This window comes from Jeotgalibaca ciconiae (assembly GCF_003955755.1).
GTDB lineage: Bacteria > Bacillota > Bacilli > Lactobacillales > Aerococcaceae > Jeotgalibaca > Jeotgalibaca ciconiae.
In genome coordinates this window covers 2413099-2428179 of record NZ_CP034465.1, presented here as the reverse complement: position 1 = coordinate 2428179, position 15081 = coordinate 2413099, and the positions used below count along the sequence as shown (strand labels likewise).

The window sequence follows — 15081 nt, the reverse complement described above, 5'->3', positions numbered from 1 at the left end:
CATTTTCAGTATCAATACTATCCATTATTTTGAAATTGTTATTTTATCTTGTAATCCTTCAAATGTTTTTAACCCAATCCCACTTACATTCATTAAATCTTCAACTGCAGTAAATAATCCATTTTCATCGCGGTATTGAATAATAAGTTCAGCTTTTTTATGTCCAATGCCTGTTAATTGGGTTAATTCAGCAACTTCAGCGGTATTAATATCGATTAAACCATTCGCTGATTCAGACGCTTCTTCAGGACTTTGTACAACGATTTGTCGATGATCTCCTTCTTCTGTAGTCGGAATATAGATCATCATTTGGTCTTCTAAATGCTGAGAAAAATTCAATGAAGAAGTCTCAGCATTATCTGTCACACCTCCTGCTAGTTGAATGACGTCATAAATACGCATCGTCTCATCCACTTGATAGATTCCAGGCTCTAACACTGCACCTTTTATATCCACTATCCAAGGTTGGTCTTCCCATTCTTCTCCCAACTCTTCCACCTCGGAAGTTTCTTCTGCGTTTGTTATCAAGAGAGAACTGACATCAGAATCAATTGTCGCAGGAGCAGAATCCATACGCAGCCAAAACTGAAAAAATAGAATCAATAGCTGGATACATCCAATTCCAATAAAAATTACTAGTCTATTTTTTTTAAACCAACTTTTCCAATCCACGGCTTTCTTCCCCCTTACATAAAGAAGATTCGCAAAACATTCATATTCCATTTTTTTAATAAGCATTCAAATGAAATAGATTTAAGAAAACGGAGAAGAGTGTCTTGGCCTGTGAAAAAAATAATGTCGGAAAAAAACAGGAAATTTACCAAGGAAAGCAAGGCATTTAAACATAGGCTTTCCTTGATATCTATTACTTATCAGGGAAAGGTAGCGGTAAAAATCGAGACTTCCCTTGATAAACTGCTTTTATCAAGGAAAACACACAAATTATTGGATTCCTTTATCTGATAAAAACCTAAAATAGTCATTCAAAAAACAAGAAAAACGGGATAGCCCTCTCTAGATCGCAAAAGACGTAGATAATAAACAACAAATTTATTCATAAAGATTAGAAAAGCGGACAAGTCCGCCTTGGCCTATGAAAAAATAGGAAATTTGACCCTGAATGAGCAGCGAAGCGCGCAATGGGGCAAATTTATCTTTTTTTCACTAGGTCAGGACTTGGGAGCTAGACATTGATGGCTGAACTTATAATCCCCTAGTCTATTAGAAAAGCGGACAAGTCCGCCTTGACCTATGAAAAAATAGGAAATTTGACCCTGAATTGTCAGGAGACTTCACGCTTCAGCGGGTTAGTCGAATGATATGCGTTAGCGAGCAGCGAAGCGCGCAATGGGACAAATTTATCTTTTTTTCACTAGGTCAGGACTTGGAAGCTAGACATTGATGGCTGAACTTATAATTCCCTAGTCAATAAAAAAGTCTTCACAACAACTATATCAGTTATTGTAAAGACTTTTATGGACTTCCCTTATTCATTTGCTAGTTCTTGATATTTGGCAATTACGGCTTCGTTCACAAGTGGTGGTACCAGCGATGAGATGTCTCCATCAAACATAGCCACCTCTTTAATGAGACTGGAACTTAAGAAACGATATTTTTCTGAAGCCATCAGAATGACCGTCTCTAGTTCTGGATGTTGAGTACGATTCATCATTGCAATGCTTTCTTCATATTCAAAATCCTTCACATTACGGATTCCTCTTAATAAAGCTGTACAATGATAATCTTTAGCCATCTCAACCGTTAAACCGCCCGTATGTTGCACAACCCGCACTCTTGGCATATCAGCCAATACATTTTTTACTAAAGCAACTCGTTCTTCACCATTGAATAACGATTTTTTAGAAATATTTGTAGAAACAGCTACAATCACTTCATCAAAAACTCGTGTTCCTCTTTCAATCGTATCAATATGTCCATTTGTCAATGGATCAAAACTTCCAGGAAATAATGCTATTTTCCCCATAATCCCACCCTTTTCTCTTAAGCTTCAAATATCTCAATAGCAATCGTACCATATTCGACACGTCGAATCTTCTGGTAGAGCTCAATACGATTAGGCAGCTGATTATGTTTGTCCATTTCACAAATAAAAGTTGTCTGCTCATCAACTAATTCTTCTTTGACTAACAATTGAATATCTTCAACTGTTTTTTCAGCTTGGTAAGGTGGATCAATAAAAACCAATCGAAAGCGTGTATCAGGATTTTCAGCTGCTATTTTAGCAACGTTTCGACGTGAATCTCCAGCGATTAAAGTAAATTTATCTTCTTCTTTTGTAATCTGGATATTATTTCGAATCACTTCTTGTGCTTTTCTATTTTTTTCAGATAGAAACGCATGATCAATCCCTCTTGAGACAGCTTCGATTCCAAGTCCTCCACTGCCAGCGAACATATCAAAACAAACGCCGCCATTAAAATAAGGTCCAATGATATTAAAGAGCGATTCTTTCACTTTATCTGTTGTTGGACGAGTATTATCGCCTGGCACAGCCTTTAAATTTCTACCTTTATATTCACCTGCTATTACTCGCATAAACTTCCCCCGTATTTATAGAGAATTAATTATTTTCTATTTCTATTAAATTTTCTTCTTTATCGCTTTCTAAAGCATGTTCAAAAGTCATGTCGATTTCTGGACGATGAGAAATCTCAACTTTGCGAACATAATGAAGGCTATTTAACCGTTCCATTTTATCCTTCACTTCGCCTTGATCTACATACATAACAACATATTTCAAGCGATTTGAAACATAATGAATATAGCCGAATCGTTTTAAGTTTTTTATTTGGCGTAATGTATAAACCCATACGATAATCCCTTGTCTTTTTGTTAGTTCAAAGTTCAATATCTTTCCTCTTTCCTAAATGAATCTCACATGCTGACGGCAATCCAATAAATGATAATGAAAATGCATCTCCCGCAGAAACCAGTATGTTTTTAGAGATGGCAGTCGCAAGTTTATCCGCAATCAAATCTAATTGAACCTGTAAATTTCGTTCTGCAATCCTGAATTGATAAACTGTTTCATCCAAATCCATTACTCGTTTTGCTTGAAATAGTTGTTTACGAAACTCATGGAAATCAGGAGCATATTCTCCGTATTCCTCAATTTGAGCGAATTGTTCCTGCTTTTTTTTAAATAAAGTGATTTTCTCTTGTGCTTCTTTTGATGAATGGAGCTGCGATTTAGCTTCTAAATACTCTTGCATTGCATCGCTTTCCTGAATTCGGCTCACTAAACGCTGACATTGAGTTTCTAGGGCTAATAATTCTTCATTAATAATCATCTGGTTCACCCTTCCTTCGAAACCTGTGCGTTACTATTCTTTGATAACAATAAATAAATCGTCATCTTTTACTTTTATTATAAACTCTTTATACTCTTCATTCAGCAACATCTCTCTGTTTTCCTGAATCGCATAAAACAAGCCCAGCTTCATGGCTGAATCATAGATCTGATTACCAGAAATATACTTTAATAGATACGTTGAATCATCTATTTCGCTTTTTTCATAAGGTGAAAGCTCCTTGTATGATAACTGATCACTGCCTAAATCATTAGCTAAAGAATCAGCAATATTTTCAAGTTCTTCTGAAGATAAATAAGGCTCTAGATTGTTTTTTACACGTATAATTGAAAAGTATTCCTGCAAATGAAGCTGATTTATTTGATCATTTCGATGAATATCTTTTCTTATAATGTCTACCTCATCCATTTGACTGTTCATATCTTCAATAAAATAATAGTTCAGCTGCATTATCTTATCATAAGTTAAAAAACGGATTGCATAAATGATATCTGTCTCTGGATAAAAATATAATACAGCAAAAGAATTATTTTCAAATTCAACAAGCGGAAATAATTCCATGTTTTTCGTTGATAGTGTTAGATGGTAAGAACGATTCTCATGATCGAAATAAAAATGTTTCGCTAGTTGCGTCTCGTCAAATACATTTTCCCTGCTCATACCAATCCGTAAAGAACCAGTATTTACTTGATCACCTAATACAAAAATAGATTGAATAAGTGAATCACTCACTTCTAATTGAAGATACTCTTCAACCGTTTCAGAATAGGACCACCATTGAGTACCATCTTCATTTGAAACAACTGAATCTGGCTCACCATAGCGGCTTTGATAATCTTCTATTGGTTTTCCAATATAATGTTCATAACCACTTACAGGCAACGGATACACTTTATCCATATCCGACATTAAGGTCGGTTCTTCCGTTAATCCTTTGTTCTGATTTGTATCAGGGGTTTCATGCAAGATAGGAAAATAATATAAAACAAACAAAAACAGAATTAATAGGGGAAAGAAATATCTTTTCATTTTTTCCACCCTTTTCTATCGAACAATTTCATTACCCCTTATCTATTATCAAAAAGGAAGCTCTTATTAGCTTCCTTTGCAAATTATCGATCATTCATTCGATCGTAAATGTAAATATTGTTGAGGATTCCAATTGCCATAGAGGACACAAGTATGCTAGAACCGCCATAACTTATAAATGGAAAGGTTACCCCCGTCAAAGGCATAATTCCAACTGCTCCTCCTACATTTATGGTTCCTTGTATCAAAAACATAGAGGCAATCCCAATACAAACTAATTGACCAAAAGAATCACGAATACGAAGACTCATACGAAAAATGTAATAAACAAGATAAAAGAAAATTGCAAGAATTATCAAAACTCCTATTAAACCAATCTCTTCTCCCATGATGGGGATGATGAAATCTGTATATGATTCTGGCAGATAACCAGATTTCTGAATGCTTTCTCCAATTCCTACTCCAAAAAGTCCGCCTCGTGCAAGTGCATAAAACGAATTAACCAATTGGAACGAAGAGTTTTGCATATCTCCAAAAGGATCTAGATAAGCGGTAAAACGTTCAAGCATGTAGGTAGGTACAAATGGTATCGATCCCACTAATTTAATAAACGCAATAAAAACTGCATACACAGCTCCCGCCAAACCAAAAGTTGCCAAACTAATCTTAAAAGGAACACCACTAAGTAAGACCATAATTACACAAATACTGAGCAGAATAATAACCCCACCCAAATCTGGCTGTATTAAAATAAGCGTAATAAAAACACCTAAACAGATTAATGGTTTTCTTACAATTTGATAAATCTGAGAAACTGTATTTCTTTTTTTACCATTTTCTTTAGCAGGACCATCATAAGATTCGCCAATGTTTGCTAATTTATTTTGATTGTTGGACAAGAAAACAGCCAAATATAAAATCATAGCAATCTTGAAAAACTCAGATGGCTGAATATTTATAGGTCCAGCGTCAATCCAAGCACTTGATCCGTTGATTGGATCCACTCCCAATGTTACCAAATAAATCAACATGAATAACAAAACAAACATGACGCCACTTATTATTCCAACAGACTTTAATAAGCGAAAATTTATAGTGGAAAAAAAAGAAACAACAAGAACACTAATAACGGCATACATTAGTTGTCTTTTAAAAAAATACTCAGAATTATTTAAGTTAGACATTGCAAAATAACTACTGGAACTATAAACCATGAAAACCCCTATTCCTAATAAAATTAAATAGGGAATCAATAAATTCCAATCAAAGAACTGCACTTTTTTCTTAATTGATTGAACAATTGATTTTTCTTTTTGATCCACTTTCATATGCCTCCTTCTCTTTGAGGCTTAGTTGTATGTTTTTTAAAATAATCAGAATACATGCGGTTTAATGAGGTTTCAAGGTCTGCTATAATTTGATGACCTTCTTCTTCGCCCAAGACTCCTAATTGAATTGCAAAATCAATTTGTTTAGACAAACCGAATAATTGTGTATCAACAACTTCCTCAAAAGCAGGACATGCCGCGTAACACAAATGTTCTTTTTGACTATTGATCAAGGAATAAATTTTTTCAGCATCTTGCTTCAATATTTGGAGCGCTTGTCCTTTACTCTGTACATTCATGGGATCCCTCCTTGATTCATAATTAAAAGTCTTATTTATTATAACATAGAAATATCGACCATTGACGTTTGATTCACACAAAAAAGCCAAAAAAACATGTCTGGATCTTATGAGACATTGTTTTTTTGGCTTTACTATTCATTCAGTTAGAACTCGAATTAATCGGCTTGTTCGATTGCTTTTTTCTTACGTTTTGCTGCTTTTTCACGTTCATTCTTATCTAGAATTTGTTTACGTAAACGAATACTCTGTGGTGTAATCTCACAATATTCGTCTTCGCCCATAAACTCAATCGTTTCTTCTAACGTTAAATGACGTGGACGCTTGATAACGTTCGTTTGATCTTTGTTAGCAGAACGTACGTTAGTCTGTTGTTTTGCTTTTGTGATGTTAACAGCAATGTCATTTTCACGAGCATTTTCACCAACTACCATACCTTCATAAATATCTACACCAGGTTCAATGAAAATTGTACCACGGTCTTCAACGCCCATAATACCGTATGTCGTAGTTTTACCTGTTTCTGTAGAAACCAATGCGCCATTACGACGACCACCAATTTTTCCAGATAATTCTGGCAAGTACGATTCGAATGTATGTGACATAATTCCATATCCACGTGTTAATGATAGGAATTCTGTAGAATATCCAATTAATCCGCGAGAAGGAACAAGGAAAATCAAACGAATCTGGCCATTTCCACTATTTTGCATATCTTGCATTTCGCCTTTACGTTGGCTAAGTGATTCTATTACAGATCCCATATATTCTTCTGGAGTATCAATTTGTACTCGTTCAAACGGTTCACATCTTACACCGTCAAAGTTTTTGATGATTACTTCAGGACGAGAAACTTGTAATTCATATCCCTCACGACGCATGTTTTCAATTAAAATCGATAAATGCAATTCTCCACGTCCAGATACAATCCATGCATCGGGAGAATCAGTATTTTCAACTTTCAAGGATACGTCTGTATGAAGTTCTTTCATAATACGTTCTTCAAGTTTACGAGAAGTGACAAATTTTCCTTCACGACCTGCAAAAGGTGAATTGTTCGTCAAGAATGTCATTTGAAGTGTTGGCTCATCGATATGTAATATAGGCAGTGCATCTTGATGATCAACAGGAGTGATTGTTTCACCAACAAAGATGTCTTCCATACCAGAGACAGCGATTAAATCGCCTGCAACTGCTTCATCAATTTCTACGCGGTCTAAACCGAAGAAACCAAACAACTTCGTTACACGGAAGTTTTTCGTTGTTCCGTCCAATTTCAACAAGGATACTTGATCTCCAACTTTAATCGTTCCTCTAAATACGCGACCAATACCAATTCTTCCGACAAAATCATTGTAATCAAGTAATGCTACTTGGAATTGCAATGGTTCATCTGAATTATCAATCGGGCCAGGAATGTGTTCGATAATCGTATCAAATATAAAATCCATTGTGTCTACTTGGTCTTCTGGCTTGTCAGAAAGACTGGATGTCCCATTAATTCCAGAAGCATATACGACTGGAAATTCTAATTGTTCATCATCTGCACCTAGTTCGATAAATAATTCTAATACTTCATCTACCACTTCAACTGGGCGCGCGGTTGGTTTGTCGATTTTATTGACCACTACGATAGGCGTCAGTTTTTGTTCTAGCGCTTTCTTTAGTACGAAACGTGTTTGAGGCATCGTACCTTCATATGCATCTACAATCAAAACTACCCCGTCTACCATTTTCATGATTCTTTCTACTTCTCCACCGAAGTCCGCGTGACCTGGTGTATCCATGATATTAATGCGTGTTCCTTTATAAGAAACTGCTGTGTTTTTAGCAAGAATCGTAATTCCACGCTCTTTCTCAATATCATTTGAATCCATTGCTCGTTCATTCAGTTGCGCACGTTCGTCTAAAGTTTCTGATTGTTTTAATAATTCATCAACCATCGTAGTTTTACCATGGTCAACGTGAGCAATAATCGCTACATTTCTTATATCTTCTCTTACTTTCATGTTTTTCCTCCAAACATTTACATCCCAAAAAGAAAGACCCAAACTGAAACAAGTTTAAGGGTCGGTCCAACGGTCTCTTGAAAATACTTTACATCAATTTATTTGTTTATTGACAGTCTTTTTCAACTGCTCCATTGTATCATGGCTCTTTTCATTTGGAAAGAAAAAAGAACGATAGGAAAAGAAAATAATTATTCTTTTACAAATTTGGATACAATTTCCTTATGTGCTTGAGAATTTGCTACTAAAATAGGATTTTTTTCCATTAAATTAATCGGTGTGCCGTCTCGTCTTGTAAAAGTTAAGCCCAATTCAGTAGCCAGCATATATCCTTGAGCAATGTCCCATGCACTCAAATCATTCGTAATATAGGCGGATACACGATTTGTAAGGACCTGAATCATTTCCAGACCAGCCGAACCAATCAAACGAACCCCTAATGCTTCTTGAACCACTTCTTTAGTTTTTTCCGATTCATTTGTTACCATTTTTGTACTTATTGCGATAAGACCTTCATTCAAAGAGTGAGGGGGTACAGTTTCCAATCGTCTATCGTTGCAAAAAACACCCTTGCCTTTTATTCCAAAATAAACATCCTCATGTATCACATCATTAATGAATGAAAGCACTCCTTCTCCATCTTTAAATAACGCAATCATCGAACAAAAATTACTTTTTTGCTTCACGTAATTCAATGTTCCGTCAATCGGATCAATGATCCATATAAAACCACTTAAATCATTTATTTCATCATAAGTTCCTTCTTCTCCAAAGATTTTATGATCTGGAAAATGCTTTTGTATTTTTTCTACAAAAAAAGCTTCTATTGCACGATCCATTTCGGTGACTAAGTCACTAGGATTTGTTTTCTCTTCTATTTTTAGTGACGTATTTTTTAGTGATTCCCGCAGCATCTCTCCTGCTTCATCTACCCATTCTCTCGTCAGTTCTGCTATTAATTCGTACTCCATTCAGCAATTCCTACTTTCTTTTCATTTTTATTGTCCTATTATCTGTATTGCTTGCTAACTTTACTACTTGATAAAGAGAATAACCTGTTTCTTTTTCGAACATACTTCCATACCGCTTCTCTTCTCCTTTAGATGGCACCACTTCTTTAAAGGAACGGTATCGTTTTAGGAATTCTTCTCGGTTCACTTCATTCTCATATGCAGATTCAACTGCATTCCACAACATGATAACTTTATTCATTTCATCATGAGTCCAATCTATCTCAATTGGATATTGATAATTCTGCATGCTTATCTCTCCCTGCATTTTCTCTTCTATAACTATCATATGAAAAAGAGACCTTGAAAACAAGTTTTCAAGGTCTCTTTTTATAGAAATACGGAAATTAAATATGAATCGGCAGCCCTAGAGCTAATTCAGAAGCATCCATTACAGTTTCAGATAGTGATGGATGTGAATGAATTGTTAATGCAATATCTTCAGCATTCATACCAGATTCAATTGCTAAACCTAATTCAGCAATTATATCACTAGCACTTACACCGGCAACTTGTGCACCGACAATAACATTATCTTCTTTTGTAGTAACTAAACGTACAAAACCTTCTGTAGCATTTAATGATAGAGCACGTCCGTTACCAGACAATGGGAATTTAGATGCTTTCACATCCAATCCTTGCTCTTTTGCTTCTTTTTCAGTTAAACCAACTGTCGCCAATTCTGGATCAGTAAAGGCAACTGCAGGCATTGCAGTGTAGTCAATTGCAACTGCTTTACCAGCGATTGCTTCAGCAGCAATCTTAGCTTCATAACTTGCTTTATGAGCAAGTGCAGCGCCTGGCGTGATATCTCCAATTGCAAAAATATGTTGAACGTTTGTACGTCCTTGGTTATCCACTTTAACTAAACCACGGTCAGTCATTTCAACGCCAACTACATCCAGACCTAAATCATCTGTGTTCGGACGACGACCAACAGTAACCATAACATAATCAGCATCGATTGCTTCTTCTTTACCGTCTGCTTCATATTTAACTGTTACACTGTCACCATTGTCTACCGCTTCTTTAGCCATTGCATTTGTAACGTACTTAATGCCTTTGTCTTTGAAAGATTTTTCAACAAGTTTTACCATATCTTTTTCAAATGAAGGTAATAATTGTGGTGATCCTTCAAGAATGGTTACTTCAGCACCAAGGTTTGCGTAAGCTGTACCTAATTCAGTACCCACAACTCCTCCGCCAACGATAACAAGTTTCTTAGGAACTTCTTTCAAGTTCAATCCACCTGTAGAATCGATAATACGTCCACCAAATTTAAATCCTTTAATTTCGATTGGACGACTTCCTGTCGCCACAATAGCATTTTTGAAAGTATAAGTTTGAGCGGCGTCATCAGTAAACACACGCAAAGTATCTTCATCATTGAAAAATGCAGTTCCCATGATAATTTCAACTTTGTTTTTCTTCAATAAGTATTCAACACCGCTTGTCAATGTTTTAACAACCTTGTTGTCTTTCCACTCTTGAGTCTTTGTAAAGTCCAACGTCACATTTTCAGCAGTTACACCAAAAATAGCAGAATCAAGTGATTCTTGATAACGATGGCCAGCAGCAATCAAAGCTTTTGAAGGAATACATCCAACGTTTAAACAAACGCCTCCGATGAATTCTTTCTCAACGATTGCTACCTTTTGTCCTAATTGAGCAGCACGGATGGCAGCTACATAACCACCAGGTCCTGATCCAATTACAACTGTATCTAATTCAACTGCGAAATCGCCTACTACCATTCTTTAATCATCCTTCCATCAATAATAATTCTGGATCAGCTAATAAACGTTTGATGTTGTTCATAGCTTTTTGAGCAGTTGCTCCATCGACGATACGGTGGTCGAAGCTTAATGAAAGTTTCATTACACGGCCAACAGCAATCTCGCCCTCTGCGTTCACGATTGGTTGTTGAGCAATTGTACCTACACCAAGAATTGCAACTTCTGGGAAGTTGATAACTGGTGTAAACCAACCACCACCAACAGAACCAATGTTACTAATTGTAACTGAGCCATTTCTCATTTCAGCTGCTGTTAATTTGCCATCATGTGCTTTTGCAGCTAATTCATTGATTTCGTCAGCAATTTGGAACATACCTTTAGAGTTTGTATCTTTTACGTTTGGAACGAATAGACCTGCATCAGTGTCTGTTGCAATACCAATGTTAAAGTAATTCTTGTATACAATTTCTTGAGCTGCATCGTCAATTGATGCATTCAATATAGGGAAGTCACGAACTGTTGCAGTCAATGCTTTCACAACATATGGTAAGAATGTTAATTTTGTTCCGCGGTTAGCAGCGACTTCTTTAAATTTCTTACGGTGATCCCATAATTTAGAAACTTCAACTTCATCATGCAATGTTACGTGAGGCGCAGTATGCTTGCTGTTCACCATTGCTTTTGAAATTGCTTTTCTCATTGGAGTTAATTTTTCGCGCGTTTCCAATTCTGCTACATTTGAAGTATATGGTTGAGCTGGTGCTGCTGCAGGAGCTGAAGCTTCCGTAGATGCTTTTGTTTCTTGAGCTGCTACTGGTGCCTCTTTTGCAGGCGCTGCTGCTGGTGCTCCACCAAAGTTATCAATATCTTCTTTTAGTACACGGCCAGCTTTTCCACTAGCTGTTACTTGTGTAATGTCTACGCCTTTTTCACGTGCATATTGACGAACAGATGGCATAGCTAGAACACGACGGTTTGGATCGGCTGCTTCTGGAACTCCGCCTTGTCCTTCTGAAGCTGGTTTATCAGCAGAAACTGGTGCTGCTGCAGGAGTTGAAGCTTGAGTAGATGCTGCAGAATCATTATGTCCTGGTGCATCGATTTCAACCAACACATCACCGATTACTGCTACAGTTCCTTCTGGTGCAACAATTTTTACAATTGTACCTGTTACTGGAGATGGAATCTCTTCAACAGATTTGTCGTTTTGGATTTCTACTAAAGTATCGTCCTCATTAATTGTGTCGCCTTCTTTAACTGGCCAAGAAGCTACTTCACCTTCCATAATCCCTTCGCCCAATGCTGGCAACTTAAATTGGAATACACCGCCGCCTGTAGAAGCTGGTGCTGCTGGTGCAGATTCTTCAACTGCTGGAGCTGGAGCTGCATCTTCTTCACTTTCATATCCAGGTACGTCGATTTCAACTAAAACATCGCCTATTGTTGCTACAGTTCCTTCTGGTGCAACAATTTTCAAGATTTTACCTGTTACTGGAGATGGTATTTCTTCAACAGATTTGTCATTTTGGATTTCTACTAAAGTATCGTCCTCATTAATCGTGTCGCCTTCTTTGACTGGCCAAGAAGCTACTTCACCTTCCATAATCCCTTCGCCCAGTGCTGGCAATTTGAATTTAAACGCCATTATTTTAACATCCCTTCGTTATAAAAATCGATTGTTCTTTTCTTCAATAAGAATAAGAGAAAATACAGTCCTTGTAGTTAGAACCGTATTTGCTCTTTACTCAATTTGTTAGCAAACAAATTAGAAGTTGTAAATTTCTTTTACTTTCTCTTCGATATCTGTTGCATTTGGTAACCAAGAGTTTTCAGCTTGTCCAAATGGGAATACAGTATCTGGTGCTGCAACACGTCCGATAGGTGCTTCTAGGGAAAGGATCGCACGTTCAGAAATTTCCGACATAACCATCGCGCCGACTCCAGCTTGACGTTGCGCTTCTTGTACTACTACAACGCGTCCGGTTTTTTCAACAGATGCAATAATTGTTTCAATATCTAATGGAGAAACAGTACGTAGGTCAACTACTTCGACTGAAATTCCTTCTTTTTCTAGTTTTTCTGCAGCTTTCACAGCTTCACGAACCATTGCTCCGTATGTGATGACAGAGATATCTGTTCCTTCACGTGTAATAGCAGCTTTTCCTAGAGGAACTGTGTATGCTTCATCAGGAACTTCGTCTCGGAATGAACGATACAGTTTCATATGCTCTAAGTAAACAACTGGGTCATTATCACGGATTGCAGAAATTAAAAGTCCTTTTGCATCATATGGGTTTGATGGAATAACCACTTTAATACCAGGTGATTGAGCAATTAAACCTTCTAAGTTATCTGAGTGCAATTCAGGAGTATGCACGCCACCACCAAATGGAGAACGAATAACAATCGGCATGGTACGTGTTCCACTCATACGGTAACGTGTACGAGCCATTTGAGCAACAATGGAGTCCATAACTTCAAATACAAATCCAAAGAATTGAATTTCAGGTACTGGTCGGAATCCTTCTAATGCTAATCCGAACGCTAATCCACCAATACCAGATTCTGCTAGCGGTGTGTCGAATACGCGATCTTCGCCAAATTGTTCTTGAAGACCTTGAGTAGCACGGAATACACCTCCGTTTTTACCTACGTCCTCTCCAAAAATCAGGACATTTGGATCATTTTCAAGTTCTTGTGCTAACGCATCTGTGATAGCTTGAATCATTGTTTTTTGTGCCATGATTATTTATTCTCCTTTGCTTCAAAAATTTCAATTTGTTCTGCTGTTGTGAAGCTTGGCTCTTCAAACATATTCTTCAAGAATGAAGATACTTTTTGTTTTGGAGCTTTGTCTGCTTCTTGAACTGCTTCTTTTATTTCTTCTTTTGCAGCTTCAATTACTTCATTTTCTTTTTCTTCTGTCCATAGACCTTTTTCAGTCAAATGTTTACGCATACGAATTAGAGGATCTTTTGCTTGCCATCCTTCAAGTTCTGCATCATCACGGTAACGTGTTGGATCATCTCCAGAAAGTGTATGTGGACCGAAACGGTAGCAAATTGTTTCAATTAAAACAGGACCATTTCCAGCAAGCGCATATTCACGAGCTTTTTTCGTTACAGCGTAAACAGCTAAAATATCCATTCCATCAACTTGGATTCCTGGGATACCAGCTGCTACAGCTTTCTGTGCTAATGTTGGAGCTGCTGTTTGTACATGGCGAGGTGTTGAAATAGCCCAGCCGTTATTTTGTATAACAAAAATTGCAGGCGCTTGGTAAGAACCAGCAAAGTTAATACCTTCATAGAAGTCTCCTTGAGAAGTACCACCATCACCAGTATAAGTAATCGCAACATTTTTATTTCCACGTTTTTTAAGTCCTAGTGCTACACCAGCAGTTTGAACATATTGTGCACCGATAATAATTTGTGGTGGTAAAGCTTTTAGATCTTCTGGATACTCATTACCTCCAGCATGTCCTCTAGACCATAAAAATGCTTTTGTTAAAGGAAGACCATGTTTAATTAATTGTGGGACATCACGGTATCCTGGAAGTAAAACATCCTCTTTCTCAATTGCAGCAATACTTCCTAATTGACTAGCTTCTTGACCAGCAGTTGGCGCGTAGAATCCTAGGCGACCTTGGCGGTTCAATGCAGTAGAACGTTCATGTAAAATACGAGACCAAACCATATCAGTCATGAATTGAACTAGTTCTTCATCGCTAAGTTCAGGCATTAAGTCAGGATTAACAATTTTACCTTCCTCATCCATAATTTGAACCATGCGAAAATCTGTGTTCGACGGGTTCAGCAATGCGTCAATATCAATTTTCGTTTTCTTTGTAGCCATGCTAACACATTCCTCTCTTTTTCAATGATTTTTCATCTTCCGATGACTTTTTATACAGCTTGGCGAACTGTATTATTCTTGTTACCTCACTATCTAAATTTACCACTGACTCCGCCTGAATGCAAGGTATAGGTTCGTTTTTTCATAAAAATGTTTGTCTTAACAACAATGAAAACGGTTATGGAAAATCGATTGTTCAATTTTTAACGAGAGGTAAAAACCAATATCCTTCGAGTTTTTGGATGAGTTTAGCACTTTATCCTCTCATTTTCTGTTCTCATCTGTTTTACTATAAGAAACAAACTGTACTATTATCAATTGTAAAAACGTTGATTTATCTATAAAAAATATATAACAGCATTTTATAAGGGCAAAACCACGCATTCTTTATTCCAAGGAAAATTTTTAGAGAACTTTTTTTCTGAAAAACAGTTAATCGTAATTAGCTAAAACAATCACAATTAAAGTTTTCTCACATAAAAA

The 15081-nt window shown here is 36.7% G+C and carries 15 protein-coding genes; all 15 read right to left on the bottom strand.

What is annotated here, in order from left to right; all coding sequences use genetic code 11:
* Window positions 1–24 precede the first annotated feature (24 nt).
* The 15 genes from EJN90_RS11295 to pdhA all read right to left on the bottom strand — a co-directional run bounded on the left by EJN90_RS11295 (window position 25) and on the right by pdhA (window position 14598).
* Window positions 25–672 (bottom strand): helix-hairpin-helix domain-containing protein, encoded by a 648-nt coding sequence (locus EJN90_RS11295; RefSeq protein ID WP_164544075.1) that lies wholly within the window; start codon window positions 670–672, stop codon window positions 25–27.
* Between the two features lie 814 nt (window positions 673–1486).
* Window positions 1487–1984, bottom strand: coding sequence for a pantetheine-phosphate adenylyltransferase (coaD, locus tag EJN90_RS11290; RefSeq protein WP_126111300.1), 498 nt, complete (start codon window positions 1982–1984; stop codon window positions 1487–1489).
* A 17-nt stretch (window positions 1985–2001) separates the two neighbouring features.
* A complete protein-coding gene (gene rsmD / locus EJN90_RS11285; RefSeq protein WP_126111298.1) occupies window positions 2002–2556 on the bottom strand; it encodes a 16S rRNA (guanine(966)-N(2))-methyltransferase RsmD in 555 nt (184 codons plus the stop codon).
* Window positions 2557–2581: 25 nt separating this feature from the next.
* The gene (locus EJN90_RS11280; RefSeq protein WP_126111296.1) at window positions 2582–2869 is read right to left on the bottom strand and encodes a YlbG family protein; all 288 of its coding nucleotides are present in this window, start codon (window positions 2867–2869) and stop codon (window positions 2582–2584) included.
* Complete coding sequence (locus EJN90_RS11275) at window positions 2859–3311, bottom strand: YlbF family regulator (RefSeq protein ID WP_126111295.1); 453 nt, start codon at window positions 3309–3311, stop codon at window positions 2859–2861. Before EJN90_RS11275 ends, EJN90_RS11280 begins: the two co-directional genes overlap by 11 nt.
* Before the next feature lie 33 nt (window positions 3312–3344).
* Window positions 3345–4361 (bottom strand): CAP-associated domain-containing protein, encoded by a 1017-nt coding sequence (locus tag EJN90_RS11270; RefSeq protein WP_126111293.1) that lies wholly within the window; start codon window positions 4359–4361, stop codon window positions 3345–3347.
* 83 nt (window positions 4362–4444) lie between these two features.
* Window positions 4445–5683 carry an FtsW/RodA/SpoVE family cell cycle protein gene (locus tag EJN90_RS11265; protein ID WP_164544074.1) on the bottom strand — a complete coding sequence of 413 codons (1239 nt, stop codon included), beginning with the start codon at window positions 5681–5683 and terminating at the stop codon, window positions 4445–4447.
* A 2-nt stretch (window positions 5684–5685) separates the two neighbouring features.
* A complete protein-coding gene (locus tag EJN90_RS11260; protein WP_126111289.1) occupies window positions 5686–5988 on the bottom strand; it encodes a DUF1507 family protein in 303 nt (100 codons plus the stop codon).
* Between the two features lie 158 nt (window positions 5989–6146).
* Window positions 6147–7997 carry a translational GTPase TypA gene (typA, locus tag EJN90_RS11255; RefSeq protein ID WP_126111287.1) on the bottom strand — a complete coding sequence of 617 codons (1851 nt, stop codon included), beginning with the start codon at window positions 7995–7997 and terminating at the stop codon, window positions 6147–6149.
* A gap of 191 nt (window positions 7998–8188) precedes the next feature.
* Entirely contained in the window at window positions 8189–8968 is a 780-nt protein-coding gene (locus EJN90_RS11250) for an inositol monophosphatase family protein (RefSeq protein WP_126111285.1), read from the bottom strand.
* Between the two features lie 10 nt (window positions 8969–8978).
* Complete coding sequence (locus tag EJN90_RS11245) at window positions 8979–9257, bottom strand: UPF0223 family protein (RefSeq protein WP_126111283.1); 279 nt, start codon at window positions 9255–9257, stop codon at window positions 8979–8981.
* A gap of 97 nt (window positions 9258–9354) precedes the next feature.
* Complete coding sequence (lpdA, locus tag EJN90_RS11240) at window positions 9355–10761, bottom strand: dihydrolipoyl dehydrogenase (protein WP_126111281.1); 1407 nt, start codon at window positions 10759–10761, stop codon at window positions 9355–9357.
* A gap of 7 nt (window positions 10762–10768) precedes the next feature.
* The gene (locus EJN90_RS11235) at window positions 10769–12388 is read right to left on the bottom strand and encodes a dihydrolipoyllysine-residue acetyltransferase (RefSeq protein WP_126111279.1); all 1620 of its coding nucleotides are present in this window, start codon (window positions 12386–12388) and stop codon (window positions 10769–10771) included.
* Window positions 12389–12508: 120 nt separating this feature from the next.
* Window positions 12509–13486 carry an alpha-ketoacid dehydrogenase subunit beta gene (locus EJN90_RS11230; RefSeq protein ID WP_126111277.1) on the bottom strand — a complete coding sequence of 326 codons (978 nt, stop codon included), beginning with the start codon at window positions 13484–13486 and terminating at the stop codon, window positions 12509–12511.
* Window positions 13487–13488: 2 nt separating this feature from the next.
* Window positions 13489–14598 (bottom strand): pyruvate dehydrogenase (acetyl-transferring) E1 component subunit alpha, encoded by a 1110-nt coding sequence (gene pdhA, locus EJN90_RS11225; protein ID WP_126111275.1) that lies wholly within the window; start codon window positions 14596–14598, stop codon window positions 13489–13491.
* Window positions 14599–15081 lie beyond the last annotated feature (483 nt).

Coding starts and splice junctions, on each gene's coding strand:
- coaD (WP_126111300.1), bottom strand. CDS start 1,984: ATGGGGAAAATAGCATTATTTCCTGGAAGTTTTGATCCATTGACAAAT.
- rsmD (WP_126111298.1), bottom strand. CDS start 2,556: ATGCGAGTAATAGCAGGTGAATATAAAGGTAGAAATTTAAAGGCTGTG.
- EJN90_RS11275 (WP_126111295.1), bottom strand. CDS start 3,311: ATGATTATTAATGAAGAATTATTAGCCCTAGAAACTCAATGTCAGCGT.
- EJN90_RS11270 (WP_126111293.1), bottom strand. CDS start 4,361: ATGAAAAGATATTTCTTTCCCCTATTAATTCTGTTTTTGTTTGTTTTA.
- EJN90_RS11260 (WP_126111289.1), bottom strand. CDS start 5,988: ATGAATGTACAGAGTAAAGGACAAGCGCTCCAAATATTGAAGCAAGAT.
- typA (WP_126111287.1), bottom strand. CDS start 7,997: ATGAAAGTAAGAGAAGATATAAGAAATGTAGCGATTATTGCTCACGTT.
- EJN90_RS11250 (WP_126111285.1), bottom strand. CDS start 8,968: ATGGAGTACGAATTAATAGCAGAACTGACGAGAGAATGGGTAGATGAA.
- EJN90_RS11245 (WP_126111283.1), bottom strand. CDS start 9,257: ATGCAGAATTATCAATATCCAATTGAGATAGATTGGACTCATGATGAA.
- lpdA (WP_126111281.1), bottom strand. CDS start 10,761: ATGGTAGTAGGCGATTTCGCAGTTGAATTAGATACAGTTGTAATTGGA.
- EJN90_RS11235 (WP_126111279.1), bottom strand. CDS start 12,388: ATGGCGTTTAAATTCAAATTGCCAGCACTGGGCGAAGGGATTATGGAA.
- EJN90_RS11230 (WP_126111277.1), bottom strand. CDS start 13,486: ATGGCACAAAAAACAATGATTCAAGCTATCACAGATGCGTTAGCACAA.
- pdhA (WP_126111275.1), bottom strand. CDS start 14,598: ATGGCTACAAAGAAAACGAAAATTGATATTGACGCATTGCTGAACCCG.